The 16,449-nt window shown below is 40.1% G+C and carries 13 protein-coding genes; 6 read left to right on the top strand and 7 right to left on the bottom strand.

Annotated features, from left to right (window positions below; all coding sequences use genetic code 11):
- The first annotated feature begins 36 nt into the window (after nt 1-36).
- The 3 genes from gcvP (at nt 37) to GQR87_RS16495 (ending at nt 4,481) form a co-directional block, all read left to right on the top strand.
- A complete protein-coding gene (gene gcvP / locus GQR87_RS16505; RefSeq protein WP_158971211.1) occupies nt 37-2,955 on the top strand; it encodes an aminomethyl-transferring glycine dehydrogenase in 2,919 nt (972 codons plus the stop codon).
- Between the two features lie 876 nt (nt 2,956-3,831).
- Nucleotides 3,832-4,047 (top strand): AbrB/MazE/SpoVT family DNA-binding domain-containing protein, encoded by a 216-nt coding sequence (locus GQR87_RS16500; RefSeq protein WP_158971209.1) that lies wholly within the window; start codon nt 3,832-3,834, stop codon nt 4,045-4,047.
- Nucleotides 4,047-4,481 (top strand): PIN domain-containing protein, encoded by a 435-nt coding sequence (locus GQR87_RS16495; RefSeq protein WP_158971207.1) that lies wholly within the window; start codon nt 4,047-4,049, stop codon nt 4,479-4,481. The genes GQR87_RS16500 and GQR87_RS16495 overlap by 1 nt, the downstream gene beginning before the upstream one ends.
- 163 nt (nt 4,482-4,644) lie before the next feature.
- Here the strand turns inward: GQR87_RS16495 and GQR87_RS16490 are convergent, their stop codons facing one another.
- From GQR87_RS16490 to GQR87_RS16480, 3 genes are all read right to left on the bottom strand, one after another.
- Nucleotides 4,645-4,893 (bottom strand): hypothetical protein, encoded by a 249-nt coding sequence (locus tag GQR87_RS16490; protein WP_158971205.1) that lies wholly within the window; start codon nt 4,891-4,893, stop codon nt 4,645-4,647.
- Nucleotides 4,894-5,321: 428 nt separating this feature from the next.
- On the bottom strand, nt 5,322-5,690 hold the full coding sequence (locus tag GQR87_RS16485; RefSeq protein ID WP_158971203.1) for a type II toxin-antitoxin system HigA family antitoxin: 369 nt from the start codon (nt 5,688-5,690) through the stop codon (nt 5,322-5,324).
- Nucleotides 5,691-5,700: 10 nt separating this feature from the next.
- Nucleotides 5,701-6,000 (bottom strand): type II toxin-antitoxin system HigB family toxin, encoded by a 300-nt coding sequence (locus GQR87_RS16480; protein WP_158971201.1) that lies wholly within the window; start codon nt 5,998-6,000, stop codon nt 5,701-5,703.
- Nucleotides 6,001-6,372: 372 nt separating this feature from the next.
- On the opposite strand from GQR87_RS16480, the gene GQR87_RS16475 reads away from it, so the two are divergent.
- Together GQR87_RS16475 and GQR87_RS16470 are read left to right on the top strand one after the other, a co-directional pair.
- Complete coding sequence (locus GQR87_RS16475; RefSeq protein ID WP_158971199.1) at nt 6,373-7,350, top strand: AAA family ATPase; 978 nt, start codon at nt 6,373-6,375, stop codon at nt 7,348-7,350.
- A gap of 24 nt (nt 7,351-7,374) precedes the next feature.
- On the top strand, nt 7,375-9,735 hold the full coding sequence (locus tag GQR87_RS16470; RefSeq protein WP_158971197.1) for a S8 family peptidase: 2,361 nt from the start codon (nt 7,375-7,377) through the stop codon (nt 9,733-9,735).
- 530 nt (nt 9,736-10,265) lie between these two features.
- Here the strand turns inward: GQR87_RS16470 and GQR87_RS16465 are convergent.
- Together GQR87_RS16465 and GQR87_RS16460 are read right to left on the bottom strand one after the other, a co-directional pair.
- A complete protein-coding gene (locus tag GQR87_RS16465; protein ID WP_158971195.1) occupies nt 10,266-10,514 on the bottom strand; it encodes a DUF2960 family protein in 249 nt (82 codons plus the stop codon).
- Nucleotides 10,515-10,696: 182 nt separating this feature from the next.
- Nucleotides 10,697-10,864, bottom strand: a complete 168-nt coding sequence (locus GQR87_RS16460; protein WP_158971193.1) for a hypothetical protein — start codon at nt 10,862-10,864, stop codon at nt 10,697-10,699.
- Between the two features lie 428 nt (nt 10,865-11,292).
- Between GQR87_RS16460 and GQR87_RS16455 the strand changes: the two genes are divergently transcribed.
- Nucleotides 11,293-12,210 (top strand): family 43 glycosylhydrolase, encoded by a 918-nt coding sequence (locus tag GQR87_RS16455; RefSeq protein WP_158971191.1) that lies wholly within the window; start codon nt 11,293-11,295, stop codon nt 12,208-12,210.
- 432 nt (nt 12,211-12,642) lie between these two features.
- Here GQR87_RS16455 and GQR87_RS16450 read toward each other — a convergent pair whose 3' ends face one another.
- Nucleotides 12,643-14,523, bottom strand: a complete 1,881-nt coding sequence (locus tag GQR87_RS16450) for a hypothetical protein (protein ID WP_199271632.1) — start codon at nt 14,521-14,523, stop codon at nt 12,643-12,645.
- 464 nt (nt 14,524-14,987) lie between these two features.
- Nucleotides 14,988-16,148 (bottom strand): hypothetical protein, encoded by a 1,161-nt coding sequence (locus GQR87_RS16445; protein WP_158971190.1) that lies wholly within the window; start codon nt 16,146-16,148, stop codon nt 14,988-14,990.
- Nucleotides 16,149-16,449 lie beyond the last annotated feature (301 nt).

The raw sequence follows: 16,449 nt of genomic DNA, 5'->3' as shown, positions 1-16,449 counted from the left end.
TTTCCCTCATTTTTAGTTTGGAAATCATATTTAGTTATGTCATTAACTCATTTTTCATTATCAGAGCTTGAACAAAAGCAAGATTTTATCCGTCGCCATATTGGTCCTAGTGAAGCCGAAATGGCAGACATGTTATCGACTATTGGTGCCAGCTCGTTAGATGATTTAATGCAGCAAACTGTGCCAGAAAATATTCGCTTAGCACAACCTATTAAAGTAGGCGAAGCCCAAACTGAAACTCAAGCGCTAGTGTATTTAAAAAATGTAGCGGCCAAGAACAAAATTAATCGCTCGTTTATTGGTATGGGTTACCACGGCACGTTTACGCCCAATGTTATCTTGCGTAACGTCCTAGAAAATCCAGGTTGGTATACCGCTTATACACCTTACCAACCGGAAATTGCCCAAGGTCGTTTAGAAGCCCTACTGAATTTCCAACAAGCGACTATTGACCTAACAGGTATGGAATTAGCGTCGGCGTCTTTACTCGACGAAGCCACCGCCGCCGCTGAAGCTATGGGCTTAGCTAAACGGGTATCGAAAAATCGCAAAGCGAATAGCTTTTTTGTTGCTGATGATGTGCATCCTCAAACCTTAGATGTAGTGCAAAACCGAGCAGAAATGTTCGGTTTTGAGCTAGTGGTAGGTAAAGCTGAAGAGGCCAGCCAGCACGACTTATTTGGTGCCTTGTTACAATACCCGGGTACCACAGGTGCTGTGAATGATATTGAAGATATTATTCAAGGCTTACAAGCCAATAAAGCAGTGGTAGCCGTGGCTGCCGACTTACTCAGTTTAGTGTTGTTAAAATCACCGGGCGAATTAGGTGCCGATGTAGTACTGGGCAGTGCCCAACGTTTTGGTGTACCTATGGGCTACGGTGGCCCCCATGCCGCATTTTTTGCCACTCGTGACAGCTACAAACGTTCGTTACCTGGGCGTATTATTGGTGTGTCGAAAGACACCCGTGGTAAACCTGCATTACGTATGGCATTACAAACTCGCGAACAACATATTCGCCGTGAAAAAGCCAACTCAAACATTTGTACCGCTCAAGTATTGTTAGCCAATATGGCCTCGTTTTATGCGGTCTATCATGGCCCTGACGGCCTTAAAACTATCGCTTCACGCATTCACAGGTTTACCGATATATTAGCCGCTGGTTTAAAACAAGCAGGATTCGAACTAGTGAATAATACTTGGTTTGATACACTTAGCGTGAAAGTAAGTGCTAACAAAGATAGGATAGTCGCAGCAGCATTAGGCAATAACCTCAACCTACGTACCGACCTAGATGGCGTATTAGGCATCAGCTTAGACGAGACTACCAGTCGTGAAGATCTACAGGCACTTTACCAAGCCTTTGTGGGGGCTAATGTCGAGCTAGATATCAGCGCCTTCGACCAAAATATTGTCGACAACGGCAGCCAATCTATCCCTGCACAACTACAACGTACTAGTGAGTTTTTAACCCATAAAGTATTTAACAGCTATCACAGTGAAACCGAAATGTTGCGTTACATTAAATCACTGGAAGATAAAGACTTAGCGCTGAATCACTCAATGATTTCTCTTGGTTCTTGCACCATGAAGCTTAACGCCACAGCCGAAATGCTGCCCGTTACTTGGCCTGAATTTGGCCAACTTCACCCCTTTGCACCACTTGAGCAAGCTCAAGGTTATAAACAAATGATCGACGAGTTGAGCGAGTGGCTAATTGAAATCACCGGTTACGATGCTTTGTCTATGCAACCCAACTCGGGTGCCCAAGGCGAATATGCCGGTTTGATCACCATTCAAAAATATCATGAGAGCAAAGGAGAAGGGCACAGAAATATCTGTCTGATCCCAAGCTCTGCTCACGGTACTAACCCAGCATCGGCACAAATGGTCAGCCTAAAAGTGGTGGTAGTAAGCTGCGACAAACACGGCAACGTGGATTTAGCCGACTTACGCAAGAAAGCCGAAGAAGCAGGGGATAACCTATCTTGTGCCATGATCACTTACCCTTCTACCCATGGTGTATACGAAGAAACTATCAAAGAAATGTGCGATATAGTCCATGAGTTTGGTGGTCAGGTGTATATGGATGGCGCCAACATGAATGCCCAAGTAGGAGTCACTTCACCGGGTTCAATTGGTTCAGATGTATCGCACTTAAACTTACACAAAACCTTTTGTATTCCCCACGGTGGTGGTGGCCCTGGTATGGGACCAATAGGCGTAAAAGCCCATCTAGCGCCATTTTTACCTAATCACCAAGTGGTAGGGGTAGAAAATGCAGGAGATAGCCAAGTACGTCAGCATGGAGCGGTTTCGGCTGCACCATGGGGCAGTGCCTCTATATTGCCAATCAGCTATATGTACATCAAAATGATGGGTGGGGCAGGGCTTAAAAAAGCCACAGAAGTAGCCATACTAAACGCCAACTACGTGGCCAATAAACTCAGTAACCACTATCCAGTTTTATATCGAGGCCGCAACGACCGTGTAGCTCACGAATGTATTATTGACCTTCGCCCGCTTAAAGAAGCCAGTGGTATTTCTGAAATGGATATCGCTAAACGCCTTAACGACTACGGTTTTCACGCGCCGACTATGAGTTTTCCAGTTGCCGGAACACTGATGATTGAACCCACAGAGTCAGAAGCTAAAGCCGAACTCGACAGGTTTATCGAAGCTATGGTGTCAATTCATGGTGAAATAGCCAAAGTCACATCTGGTGAATGGGACGCCATCGACAACCCATTACACAATGCCCCACATACGTTGGAAGATATTTGCGACAGTGAATGGAATCGCAGTTACGACCGTAAGTTGGCTGCTTACCCAGTCGTAGCAGTGGCACGTAATAAGTTTTGGCCATCGGTGAATAGGATTGATGATGTCTGGGGGGATAGGAACCTACAATGTTCATGTGCTCCGATAGATTCGTATATTGACGAGAAAAATTAGATTTTTTGCAAGGTATTGCAGACTTTCTAGATAAAAAAGGGTGAAGCATGGGCTTCGCCCTTTTTTATGCGCTTCGCTTACAAGGCATTCACTTCGTTCACCTGCATCCATGCAGTTTTTAACTCGAATCCCTTCGAGCCAGAGACTCTTTCTTCAACAGCCAAGAAAGAGTAACCAGACAAAATGGTCGGGAACCATTTTGAACATCTGCAAGATTGCCCGTAGGGCAAAGTACAGGACGTACTTTGTAAAATGCCGCGCTCCAGCCAAGTTCTAAAACCTGCGCGACTTGCCTAATAGAGGTCGCAAAGAAGTGTTCCCGATACACTTTGCTAAAATGACATCCCTGTCATTTCCCCTCTATTAGTCTGCGTTGCTCGGCGAACTTGTAGTCGCGGGTAAATCAAAAGCATGGCTTCGCCACTTGGTATGTTCTTAGCGCATAAATACACCCTTATGATGGCTGTCCAGATAAGGTTGGTCATGGCTGTCCAGATAAGGTTGGTCCAGATAAGGTTGCTGTCCAGATAAGGTTATTATGATGGCTGTCCAGATAAGGTTATGTGCTCAAGTACACCCTTATGATGGCTGTCCAGATAAGGTTATGTGCTCAAGAGACAGGGTTCTCTAAACGTCATTCCTGCGTGCTTTTTAGCCGGGATCGGTTTTTAAATGATTCATGATGGCGGCAAAATGTAAGACCTGGCCCGTGCTCAAAGTGGGTTTCGAAGAATGTGTAGGTTATCCTTTAGGCTATAGATTTCTGGAGCTATTTTTAGATAGCTCAGTGGTAACTTTTACTTGATATCTTTACATTTTATTAAAAGTAAAGACGTGTTATTCTTTACTTAAGCCGATAAAGTAAAGGAATTCTATATGAAAGTTAGTTCGAAAAGACAGATTACACTACCAATAGATCAGTGTGTTGTTGCTCATATTAACCAAGGTGATGAAGTTGAGAGCTTTGTCGATAGACAGGGTATTATTTCTATCGTTAAAAAATCAATGGGAGCAGCTAGTGGTATTTTAAGTGGTATAGCAGTGAATGTTGATATCACAGAAGAAGAGTCATTGCAGAGTTCTGTTCGTTGATGATTGCTATAGATACTAATGTATTGCTTCGTTATTTAATAAATGATGACCAAGAGCAAGCAGAAAAATCACAAAAGCTTATTAATGGTAACCAAAAAGTATTAATTACCGATGTAGTGATCACCGAAACAATATGGGTCTTAACGGGCAAGCGTTACCAGTTACCTAAAGATAAAATTGTTGATGTTATTCATGCCTTGTTCGCAGAGAAAAACATTCAGTTTGAAGATCCTCAAGCGGTTTGGTGTGCATTAAAAGATTTTGTTAATGCACCACCCATAAAAGTCAAAGGTAAAACCAAGCAAGCCGATTTTCCAGATGCATTAATTATCAACAAAGCAAAGCGTTATGGCCAAATAAACAAAATAAAGGTGGAACCTATTTATACCTTTGATAAAGCAGCACAAGAAATAGAGGGGACTAAAGAACCGTAGACCTTAACTCGCTTTTGATGGCTTCGCCATTTATGTGCTACGCGCACTAAGATTGTTCACTGCGTTCACTTCGCTTATTTTATTCGCTGCGCTCACCTGCATCTCGATAACTGCGTCCTGCGTTATTCAACCTTCCGCCATCCATGGCGGTCGCATGCAGTTTTTAACTCGAATCCCTTCGAGCTAGAGACTCTTTCTTCAACAGCCAAGAAAGAGTAACCAGACAAAATGGTCGGGAACCATTTTGAACATCTGCAAGATTGCCCGTAGGGCAAAGTACAGGACGTACTTTGTAAAATGCCGCGCTCCAAACAAATTCTTTTTCCATAAAATAGTTGGCTTTTTTGTCGAAACGGCAATCTAAGAAAAATTTGACTTGATAAATCACACATCCTTGATGATCGGCACCCAATCTCAACATTCCTGTTGAGCTGCTCAAGCTGGCGGAGCTTCGCTCCTAAATAATCAGCTTTCACCCGAACGTCCTTGTTCGGACATTCGACAAGCCAAGTATCTGATGGGGAATTTGTAGTCGCGGGTAAATCAAAAGCATGGCTGCGCCACTTAAAGCTGAATAAAGCAAGAGTGGGCAGACTAAGCAGCGTAAAGCAGTGGCTAGTTGCTAGATTGTAGTGAGAGCAAAAAAACAGCATTGAAGTTTGCCACTACTGTTGCAAATGCTTATTTCGGACGTATTTCCCAAACGTCATTCCGGTGTGCTTTTTAGCCGGAATCCATATCTTTTTTTCTAATGACTGCTTACCAATCTTTGGAGCCACTACTTTTGCAAAATTATGCCTGTTCTTTTAATACGCCGACTAAGAAAATTAGATTGTATCGTTATTTTGCTAAGTGATAATCAGAAATAAGGCTTTCTAAGGGTATTTTCAGCTGGTGGTGTAAGTTGCGGATCATTGAAATGCTGAGTTTTCTTTTTTTGTTTAATACTTCAGATACTCGGCTTCTTTGCCCTAATAGCGGGACCAAATCTGCGTCACTTAGGCCTTGTTGCTCCATCCTAAACTTTATGGCTGCCACAGGGTCGGGGGCTTCAATTTTAAATTGTTGTTTTTCGTATGACTCAACTAATGTCGCTAATATGTCTAGTTCATCTGCCTCCGCTGAACCGGGTGGTGCATCCCAAAGCTTTTCAATAGTTACCATAGCAAGTTCATAGTCTTGCTGGTTTTTAATCGGTTTTATGTTCATAAAGTGACTCCTAAATACTAGACGCGTCTATGTCGTCATATTGCTTGTGTGTGCCGATAAATTTGATAAACACGATGCTGATGTCATACCTAACCGCAACTATCAGTCGATATTTATTGCCATGAATATTGAATACCACCCTGTTATTGGCGATAAAGCTAGCGTTACGATATTTATTTTTAATATCTTGCGTAGACTTCCACACCTCATTTTTTACCTCGTCGAACCAAGCTTTTAAAGGTTGCTCAGCATCAGAGTATTTTGGATTCAACCAGAAATTTCGTAATCTTGCCCTTGCAATTATTCTCATACCCTTAACCCCATTTCCCATTATGGGAACGCAAGTCCATATTGTCAATAAATTTCCCTATATGGGAAATCAGAATGTGTTGGTTAACAATATTTATAGTAAATAAACGAGAGAAAAAGAAAACTGAAACGGTTAGATACTGAGATGAGTAAATAGAGGTAAATAACGAAAGTGAATAAAACTAACTGATTTCATTAGTCTGGAGTTGCTTTGCAATGAATTAACATGGATGTTTTGATAATTGCTGTTAATTCGGGGGATTGATATACGATGCATATCAGTCGTGAATCAGATAGAATATATGTGTTATAAGATAGATAAATAACATGTTTTAGTTAGTGTCATTTATGGAAAAGTGACTAGGGGTGAATTATGGCTAGTGGAAAATTATTAAGATTACTTGTTCAATCCGGCGCTTCCGGTGACCCTACTGCGTTTAGAAGTGCTACAGAGCAATTAATAAAAGAAGAAAGGCAAAAGCAGCATAATTTATTAGCCAATGATCTAGAGCGTATCCTATACGGTGATCGCTCCAGTCCAAGTGCTACAGCACACAATATTTTGCCTGAAGCTCCCTGTGATAAAGAAAGCGGTGTTGCATTAATAGATATTAAGCAAGCAAATCGCTCTATTGATGAACTTGTTTTGGCGCAAAATACTTTAGAAGTAATCGAAAACGTACTCGAAGAGTACCGACGTGAAGATATTTTAAGAAGCTATGGCATGATGCCCGCTGAAAAAGTTCTTTTTTTTGGCCCTCCTGGTTGTGGTAAAACACTTTCTGCAGAAGCTATTGCTTATGAATTAAATCGCCCACTTGCTATTGTTAGGTTGGATTCCTTAGTGTCATCATTCCTAGGAGAAACAGCCGCGAACCTCAGAAAGATATTTGATTTTATTACAAAACACAGGCTAGTTGTGCTTTTTGATGAATTCGATGCATTAGGAAAAGAGCGAGATGATGGCTCTGAACACGGTGAACTTAGACGAGTTGTAAATGCTGTTCTTCAAATGATGGATTCATATGATGGTAAAAGCATAATTATTGCTGCGACTAACCACGAACAGATTCTTGATAGTGCCATTTGGCGTCGTTTTGATGAATTAGTGGAATTTCCTTTACTCAATAAAGATCAGCTCCAAAACTTACTACAACTTAAGCTACGCGGTGTAAGAAGAGAATTTGATTTGGATAGCCCTGAGCTTCATTCAATATTTGATGACAAATCACCGGCAATAATTGAACGTATAATCAGACGTGCTGTTAAGCGGATGATTCTAAAACAAAAAGAGTTTTTAACTGTGAAAATGTTAAAGCATGCTTTTGAATTGGAAAACAGAGTTAGCTAATTTTAATAAACAAAGGAATGTAATATGGCGGGAGTATATCCTCATCTTTCTTTTTCAAAGGAAGTACCATTAACCCCTAGAAGATCTCGTAACGGATTCGGTTCAAAAATCAAATGTGATAACCCAAAAGAACACGGTCGAAACTTACAAAAACAAGTAGTGTCTTTTCAGGAAAGCATTTCATCGCAAGTTGGTGGGAATGCATCTCGCAACATTATTCAAATCAAACTGTCTGAAAAAATGAGCTTCGAAGATATCACTAAACATGGTATTTCGATCATTGGTCAGCAAGATGAAACCGTATATCTTGCATTTGCTGATGAACAACAGCTAAATGAGTTTAATAGTCGACTATCCAGATTGGTTGACGGCGAACATGTAACTTATGCAAACTTACTATTTGCAATTGATAAAATAGATGCTTGGGGTGCTGAAGAAAGAAAGAGCTGGGGATTACAACAATTTGGCTACCCAAAAGAAGAAATTTTTAGATTAGATGTTGAACTATGGCCAATTGGTGATGCTGGCAGCGTAGAAAGAAATAACTTAATTGTAGATTTTGAAGCGTGGTTAAATTCTTCAGCAATACAAAAACTTGATAAAGTTAATCGCGATAGCCTTGTGATGTTTCGTGTAACTGTCAATATAGAGAAAGCTGAAAGCCTTCTAAATCATAAAGATATTAGGCAGGTAGACCTACCTCCAAGAACTGGTGTTGAGTTCTCTCAGTTAAATATCGATGTTAATGTATTGCCTCCTAAATTAAATGAATTAACTGACGCCGCAAGCAAAATTTGTATATTAGATAGTGGTATAAACGCCAATCATATATTATTACAAGGCGCTGTAGGTGATGCGCAAAGCTTTATTGATGGTGAAGATGCTACGGACACAGTAGGTCACGGCACAGCAGTAGCTGGGGTGGCATTATTTGGTGATTTAGAAGAAAGGATAGAGGCGAACGAATGGACTCGTGAATTATGGCTGTTGAGTGGAAAAGTATTAACTCAAGATGAGCATGGCGAGCCAGTATTTGATGAAAAAACGATAGAAACAACTCTGGTTAATGCTATCACCTATTTCCATGATGAATATGACTGTCGCATTTATAATTTGTCTTTAGGAAACTTAAATGCGCCTTATAAGCATAACCATATATCAGGTATTGCTGTTACTTTAGATGAGCTTGCTAGAAAATTAGATATTTTAATCGTTGTATCATCTGGTAACTATAATGGTTCAGACATAATTAACAATTGGCGGGATGATTACCCATCTTATCTGCTATCTGAGGATGCAGCTTTAATTGATCCTGCTCCAGCGGCAAACGTTTTAACTGTTGGCTCTATTGCAAAGCATACAATGACCTATGCAGAGCGTAGATATCAGCTACAGGGTGAAATTAATGATCTGCACGTAGCGAATGAAGGACAAATATCTCCATTTTCAAGAAGTAGTCAAAGTAATAAGTCTGCATTAAAACCTGATTTGCTAGCTCATGGTGGAAACTTTGCTATACCTGCAAGAAGAGAGGGACAAAGTTGGAATCAAATATCCAAACACCTTGGCGTTGTAACACTGAATCATAACCCGCAAGGTAATACCTTGCTTAGCGAGTTCAGTGGAACTAGCTTTTCTGCTCCATACATAGCTCATTTAGCTGGTAGGCTACTGAATAATTATCCTCAAGCTTCTGCGAATCTACTTCGAGCATTATTAGCTAATCAAGCTTATGTAACACAAGAGATAGCGTCAACTTTTGAAAATAAAGAGCATACTCGACGAGTAGCAGGTTATGGCGTTGTAGATGAAGATAGTTTATTCAAATCTTCTGAAGAGCATGTTGTTTTAATAACTGAAGAAAAAATTGAAAATGATAAACATCAATTTTTTGAAATTCCTATACCCGATGATTACTTTCGTAAAGGTAAAGCGATTAGAACAATTACCGCCAGCCTCGCATACAGTCCATCTGTTCGTACTACTAGGTTAGAGTACCTTGCGACTAAGATGAAATTTCATTTAGTAAACGGAGATTCATTAGATTCGGTCGCCAAAGCTTTTAATAATGAAAATAAAACACAAATAAATTCTATTAGTGAAAGTGACGGATCTAAACGAGATATAACACAAGACGATAGAAGCAGAGGAACACTTCAATCGAGTACATGGACGTATAATCAATTTGGAAAACCAAGAAAGCTTTTTTTAGTTATTACTCGACAAGATCAGCCTTGGGCTCAGAATCAAGTAAACGATGAAGAAAGTTATGCTTTAGCGATATCAATCACGGATCGAGAAAATGAAGAGGCCAGATTGTACCAACAAATATCTGAAAAACTTCAAGCTCGTGAGCAAGTGAAACAAAGAGCTAAAATTAGCTAACAGTTATCAGCAGGAACTTATCTGGACAGCCATCATAGGACGCGTTTGTATAATATCGAATTTCCTTAATACATATCTTTTGTGGCGAAGCCATGCTTTTGATTTTATCGCGACTCAAAGCTCGCTATTTTTTGTTAAAAACTCAATAGGACAATTGGCATGGATAGCCAATTGAGTGGTGTTTTGTCGGGAACAAATCAGCACGGCCTTTTGAGTTTATAAAAAATAGGATAAGAGCTTTGTTGGAGGCCGGCTTCTTTTGCTTACTTTTCTTAGCTGTTGAAGAAAAGTCAGTCGTCCAGCAGGGATGTTGGGTGAAAAACGTCATGGATGACGGTGAACGAAGTGAATGCTTTTGTAAGCGAAGCGAATAATCTTGGTGCGCGCAGCCTCTGTGCCCTCTGTGGTAAATAGCTTTTAGTCTTTTAAGGCTTTCCTGTCGATTTGTTGATGCTGGCTATAATCTATAATCTTAACTGCAGCAGCGCTACTGCTCACGACACTATTGAGTGCATGACCAAAAACGATCATCATTCTTGGCCATTTTTTAAGAAGTATAATTCAGTAAACCCCATTTTTATAAATTCGGCATCTCTAAAATTTCTTACGGTAGCTTTGTCTTTACTGATTGAGGCTACTTGCTGCTCAGTTTGCAAAAACTGGGTTAGGTCTAGTCCTTCAGCATCGGCCACTGCCTCATGCATATTTTGATAGCGGCTGTAAGAAAAGCTTATTTCTTTTGCCACACCATTAAACTTATAACGTACTTTATGGGCCATTTTTTACTCACCTGGGTCGCTCAATTGCGCAAACTATTTGACCGCCATTATAAACTCAAATAGCGGTGCTTATTCAATAATCTTAACAATCAGAGCTAACAAGCCAGCCATTTTAAATGTCGGGTGAATTGTATTTTTTGCTTTCTGCTGCTCTAAAGCCCTTAAAAGCCTTGGATTCCGGCTTAAAAGCACACCGGAATGACGATAGTGGCAGCAACCGGAATGACGATAGTGGCAGCAACCGGAATGACGATAGTGGAAGCAACCGTAATGACGATAGTTAGACTGTCGGAATGACGATAGTAGCGATTACCAGAATGAAGTGATGTGGGGGTTGCCTTAACACCCATTCCTCTGTGCCCTCTGTGGTTCAAATTCTTCTCTTCTTTTGTAGGTCGTCCATTTATGGCGTCTATTTTTTACATTGACGGGCTAAAGCCACGACCTACATCGCTCTTATCTTTACCTGCTTCACCCTGCTTTTATGGATTCCGGCTCATACGTCATTCCCCTATGTTGTTAACAGGAACTAACGGAATACGTCTTTGGAGCTGGAAATATCGCAGGCATTTCGACTCCGATATTTTTCAGTAGGTTATATTTCAACGGCCTATACTGTCTTGAATTTTACGGTATTTTACGACTTATATTGTCTATAAATACATGTGTTCTACACAATTAAATAGCCATGAATAAAATACAATTATATCTTCGTTCCATAGCGTTAATATGCATGATGAGTGCGTGTAGTTCAAATGAAGTATCCAAGAGTAGAGAGTTGAAGCCAACGGTTGCCAAACCAATAAATTTTTCCTATCAAAAAACTACTGGCATTGGCTTCGACCCTGCCTTCAACAGGCGAGATAATAGTGATGTTGTTAAAGTAGGCAATAAATACTACATCTGGTATACCAGAATGAATAGTCCGGTAACGTCTGGTTATTGGGGGACTATTTGGTATGCAACATCAGAAGATGAGGGCTTTACCTGGCAGGAGCAGGGTATGGCACTTGGGCTCGGAGATGAGGGGAAGTTTGATAGCCATTCAGTTTTCACTCCCAATATTTTAGCCCATAATGGAAAGTACTATATGTACTACACGGGGGTGCAGCCCACTCCAGGTAACGTGAAAAAGAAATTTGAAAACAATACGGTAAATGATATTACCGGAATAGGTCTTGCTGTCGCAGATAGTCCTGATGGTCCTTTTGTGAGAGTGGAGAACAATCCCGTTTTAGAAATATCGACCGTCGCCGAAGATTTTGATAGTTATCGAATAGATGATGCCAGCTTATTGGTCGTAGATGACAAAATTTGGCTCTACTATAAAGGAAGATCTTTTAGTCATGGTAAAAGAGGGCCAAGTTTAACGCAAATGGGAGTTGCTTATGCTAATAGTCCTATAGGACCATTTATCAAACATCCTGAGCCTCTTTTAAAGAAGAGTCATGAGGTTCTTATTTGGAAACGGGACGGCGGCATTGCATCACTAGCTTCTATTAGTAAAACGGTGAATTTCGCCAAGGATGGAATTCATTTTTCGACATTGCAACAAAACCTGACTGATATTCCTAAAGCGCCTGGGCTATATCGTCCCCATTTAGAAGATGGGAATGCTGCCAATGAAGTACCTGGGTGGGGGATTGCTATGGTTGTAAAGCGCGGTGTTTCCTATTTGGTCCGGTTTGAAATGTAGCATCTGACTATCGATATTTTTTGATAGAGGAAGTGGCAAAATTAGAAATTTTGGAACAAAGGGCATTTAATATGCCCGCGAAATAGCAGGGTCAGAATAAGCTTAAATAAACCATAGACGATACTCAAAATTTGCTTAACTCACAGATAAGGAAATCTTTTGAGTCGTTTAGCTCGTATCTGCCTCATAGGCATTGCACAGCATGTAAAACATTCCAAAGATAAGTATCTAGTTTATCTATTTTTAAATTTTGATTGTATAAGTTTACTATTTGCGTTGCTTACGCCATATCTTTTCGCAAGTTCAGTCCAATCATCTAAGCTAGATTGAATTTTCTTTAATATAACTTCAGCTTTTTGTCTTTTGCTATTCCCTAAAATCTACTTCCTAGTGACTGCTTTAGGTCTAACCCTGAAATTGATTGTTACTTTTCTATTCGATTCGATTCACCTGAAGGACTGAGCTGGCTACTCTGCCGCCATCGTCTGGGTAAACTAGGCTAACTTTACTGTTTTTACTTAGTTGTTCCATAGGTACTTCTACTTCGACCATACCGTAAAACATGGGGCGACCTTTTTGGTCATCACCTGCCCAGTTGCTTGGTATTTCTAATGGCTTACCATTAATGCTAATAGATGAGGGTAGGGCTTGCTGACCCTGTTCGCGAGCTGGAGACAGGCGAAGGGTTGCCGTGCCTTTTCCCTCTGGTACATTGTTGAAGGTAAAGTTCATTTCTTTATTACCTTGGATTTCTTGAAGGTAATCTGTGGCATAGATGCGATGCTCCTTTACCGTTTTTTGAGTTTTAGGGGGCGTCTTTAGATTCATTTGAATCATCACCACATCACCAGCAAACATGTTTAACCACAAAGGGGCTTTTTCTGCTGGGTGCTCTCCAAGAATTGGGCGAACACCGTTGGTTGTGAGCGTGCGTATTGATACCGATTCTGTTTCTAGATCTTGTAACCCATCTAATGACACTTTTTTGGCGGCATCATCTAAATTCATAAGAATGACGTTTAATTTATTGCCGTCAGCAAGCAAATGCACACGGACATCGGGATTGTTACTCTTGCTGAGTCGCCATTCGCCTGCTACCCCTTTCCAAAAGTAGTAAAATTTCATAAGGTCGGTTTCAACATAGGTTTCACCGTCAGCCAAGCGACGCCAAAGCAGATAAGGATTTGCCTCACCGGGAACATAGTTGTTATTCATGCCATAGGTCCACGCTGCCTTGCCAAGGAAAAAAGGCACGGTACGCAATAGGCGATCGGGATGATCCATGTAGGTGATAAGTTGCCCCATCGCCGAATATAACATCCCAGCAGAGCGTTCTTCACTGTACTGCAAGGTATTCATGCTGCCTTGTGGGATTTTTCCGTATTCGGTAATCATGATGGGTTTGGCTACACCAAATTTAATGTGGCTATAAGTATCTACTATATCCATTATTGCTTCGGAGTTACTGCCAGTGCGTGACCGTGGAGTGCCCATCACATTTACCCCGTCATAGATATGATAAGACCAGAAATCCATATTCTTGCCAGCAATATCCATGAATTTTTTCTGCCAATTTGTCCAATTATTAAAATCAGAATGTTCAAATTCAACCCATGCTGCAGAGTAACCACCGACCATTACGTCAGGGTTGAGTTCTTTCACACGTTTTGCTACTACGTTATGTTGTTCACTCATGGCTTCTATTGAGGTAGGAATTTTTTTCGATTTCACAAAAGGCTCATTATAAACCTCAAGAAACCTAGGGCGCTCTTCGTCGGTGAATCCATGTTTTAACAAATGTGCGGTATATTCAGCTGTTGCCTCTGCACTCTTTGGGCCCCATGGGGTCGATGTGTTATTTGCATGCCCGTGCATGATTTCAGGGTGAGTACATAAAATCACATTCCTCATGTTGCTAGGATTTATTCGACGACCTTCATAATTGTCGCTAAATTTGTCATTGAATAAGGCGCTGATCTTCGATACATCGGGCATGTCTGGATTGCTGGGATCTGCTGGCAGACTTTTTGCCATCCACGAAATAAATCCACCATCACGGCCATACTCAGCTTCAAGTACCTCTTCTAAATAGCGAAGGTTATCGTCGTTTAAATCTGTCGAACCAAAGCTCTCGTGAACCGTAATAAATTGGTTGCGATTGAATTGTGTGACGCCACCAATATTACGAATGGTGCTTGGATCTAGCTGAACACTGACTTCTTCTAGTTTTGCATGGGAAATAAAAGGGATAAACAATGATGCGGTGATAGCCATCGAGAGGATGTTTAGCTTTATATATTTTAGGTTGGTCATGCAAATCTTCCAAATGTGATGTTATATGAGGTAAAGTTGCCTCGATAATTGCGGTTAAGTACCTACCTCAAGCTAGCAGGAAAGTAATTGACGTACTTTATCTTTAGCAAAACCACTGATTTCATTGTTAACAATCTTAATCTAATTATTTAACATTTAACATTAGTGGAACTGATATTTATTTGTGTAAAATTGATATTGATTAGGGCTGAAATAAAAAATTAGAGTTGACTTTGTTTTGTAAGCTACTGTTTTAAGTGTAAATTTTTTTTAGGTTTTAACGAGCAGAAATTAACGGGCCAACCTTAATAATTTAATTTTGGATAAAATAATAAAAGGCTCAGTGTTAAATTAAGTATACTTGTCGTTTTATTAACCGCAATAACACCTGTGCTGGTTAATGATTTGATCTTAGCCTCTCGCTATTCACTAAAACCTATCTCCTAGCTACAGCTTTGCCTACTTTAATTTGCTGTTAATTTAGATTGGATATTTTGCAGTTCTTTAACCAGGGTGTTGTATTGATCAATCCAATCATTATTTTGTGCCTCCATGCGTTCAATTTTATCGACTTCTTCTCTTTGCTCTTCTTTACAAGAGGCTTCTTGTTCATAAAACCAATTTTGTTTTTCAACTTCGGCATTTGTACATTTGGATAAACAACTATAATTAGGCTCATATTTATATCTATTAAATATGACATCCCATTTACGCACATCTGGACATCGCTGGTTACAGGAGTAGTCTACATCGGTGATTGAGCAAGGTTCTATGTTATTCGCTCGTCTTTTTATCTGCTTAATTATATTTTCGATCTTGGGTTTGAGATCATCCAACTTTGTGGTTATTGCCTGATACCTTTGAGTCAGCATCTCTTGTTGATTTTGTTGTCGGATCAATAAAGGTTCCATTTTCAGCTTGAACTGGTTACCTAACTTAATACTCGTTTGAATTTTTTTATTGGCTAATTGCCATTCTCTTTGACTCACTAAATCATTGGCCTGATCCAGTGCCGTCAGAAATTCCTCTTCGTCAACTAAGACATTTTGTTTATCTTGGTCGGAAATTTTTGAGATGTTAGATCTAAGTCGGTAGGTCAAATCAGATAATTCTTCCATATCAATGCAAACCTGAATCGCGTCTTTTGTAGACTCCTCAAATGAAGCGTAGTAACGACGTTCAAATGCTAGAAAGTCGGCACCTGAAAAGGTTTTACTATTAATCATACTAAAATAAGATTCATCAACTGCCACTACTTGCGCTGGTATTTCTGGGCGTAGTCGAAGACGATATTGGCATGCTTCAAAACGAGAACTAATAAGATCTGTTTCGGATTTTACCGTACTTGCCATATCAAAGTCGGCAATGTTCTGGCGAATGTCTTTTATAAAAGCTAATAACTTCTCTTCTGATGGTGGCTGAGTATTTTTAAGGGAGTGGTACTGGTTACTGATTCGCTCCGGGATAGGTAGAGGATTTCTGTCCTCGGTGACTAACAACGCGTATTTGTTTTCAAGTGTTGCCATCTCTTTCGCAAGAGAATCAAGTAAATTCTCAGTGGCAAAAGAGCGACTAGATATCAACGTGATTATAGTAAAAAAGCAAAAGGTTAGGGTTCCTTTCATTGTTACTCCTAAGTGAAAATAAGACTCTCAAATTTTGATGCTACTAATATGAAAAATTTTTAAATTAACCTTACTGCAAATTTATATGCACTGAATTTTCACTATAAAACATTTTAGATTATAGTGGAAGTAATTGAAATATATAGGGTTAAAGTCCACTGATGAACTCTCGAACGGTTTATGATGAATTTACTTCATCTAGGATGGATCCCTCAGGGGGAGGGGCCAATTAAATTTCGAGATTGGTTTATTAACCACTGCAATGCCAGTGTAGGCTAATGATTTGTCCTAGATTTAACCT

This window comes from Paraglaciecola sp. L3A3, from assembly GCF_009796765.1.
Classification (GTDB): Bacteria; Pseudomonadota; Gammaproteobacteria; order Enterobacterales; family Alteromonadaceae; genus Paraglaciecola.
This window is presented reverse-complemented; position numbering and strand designations above follow the sequence as displayed.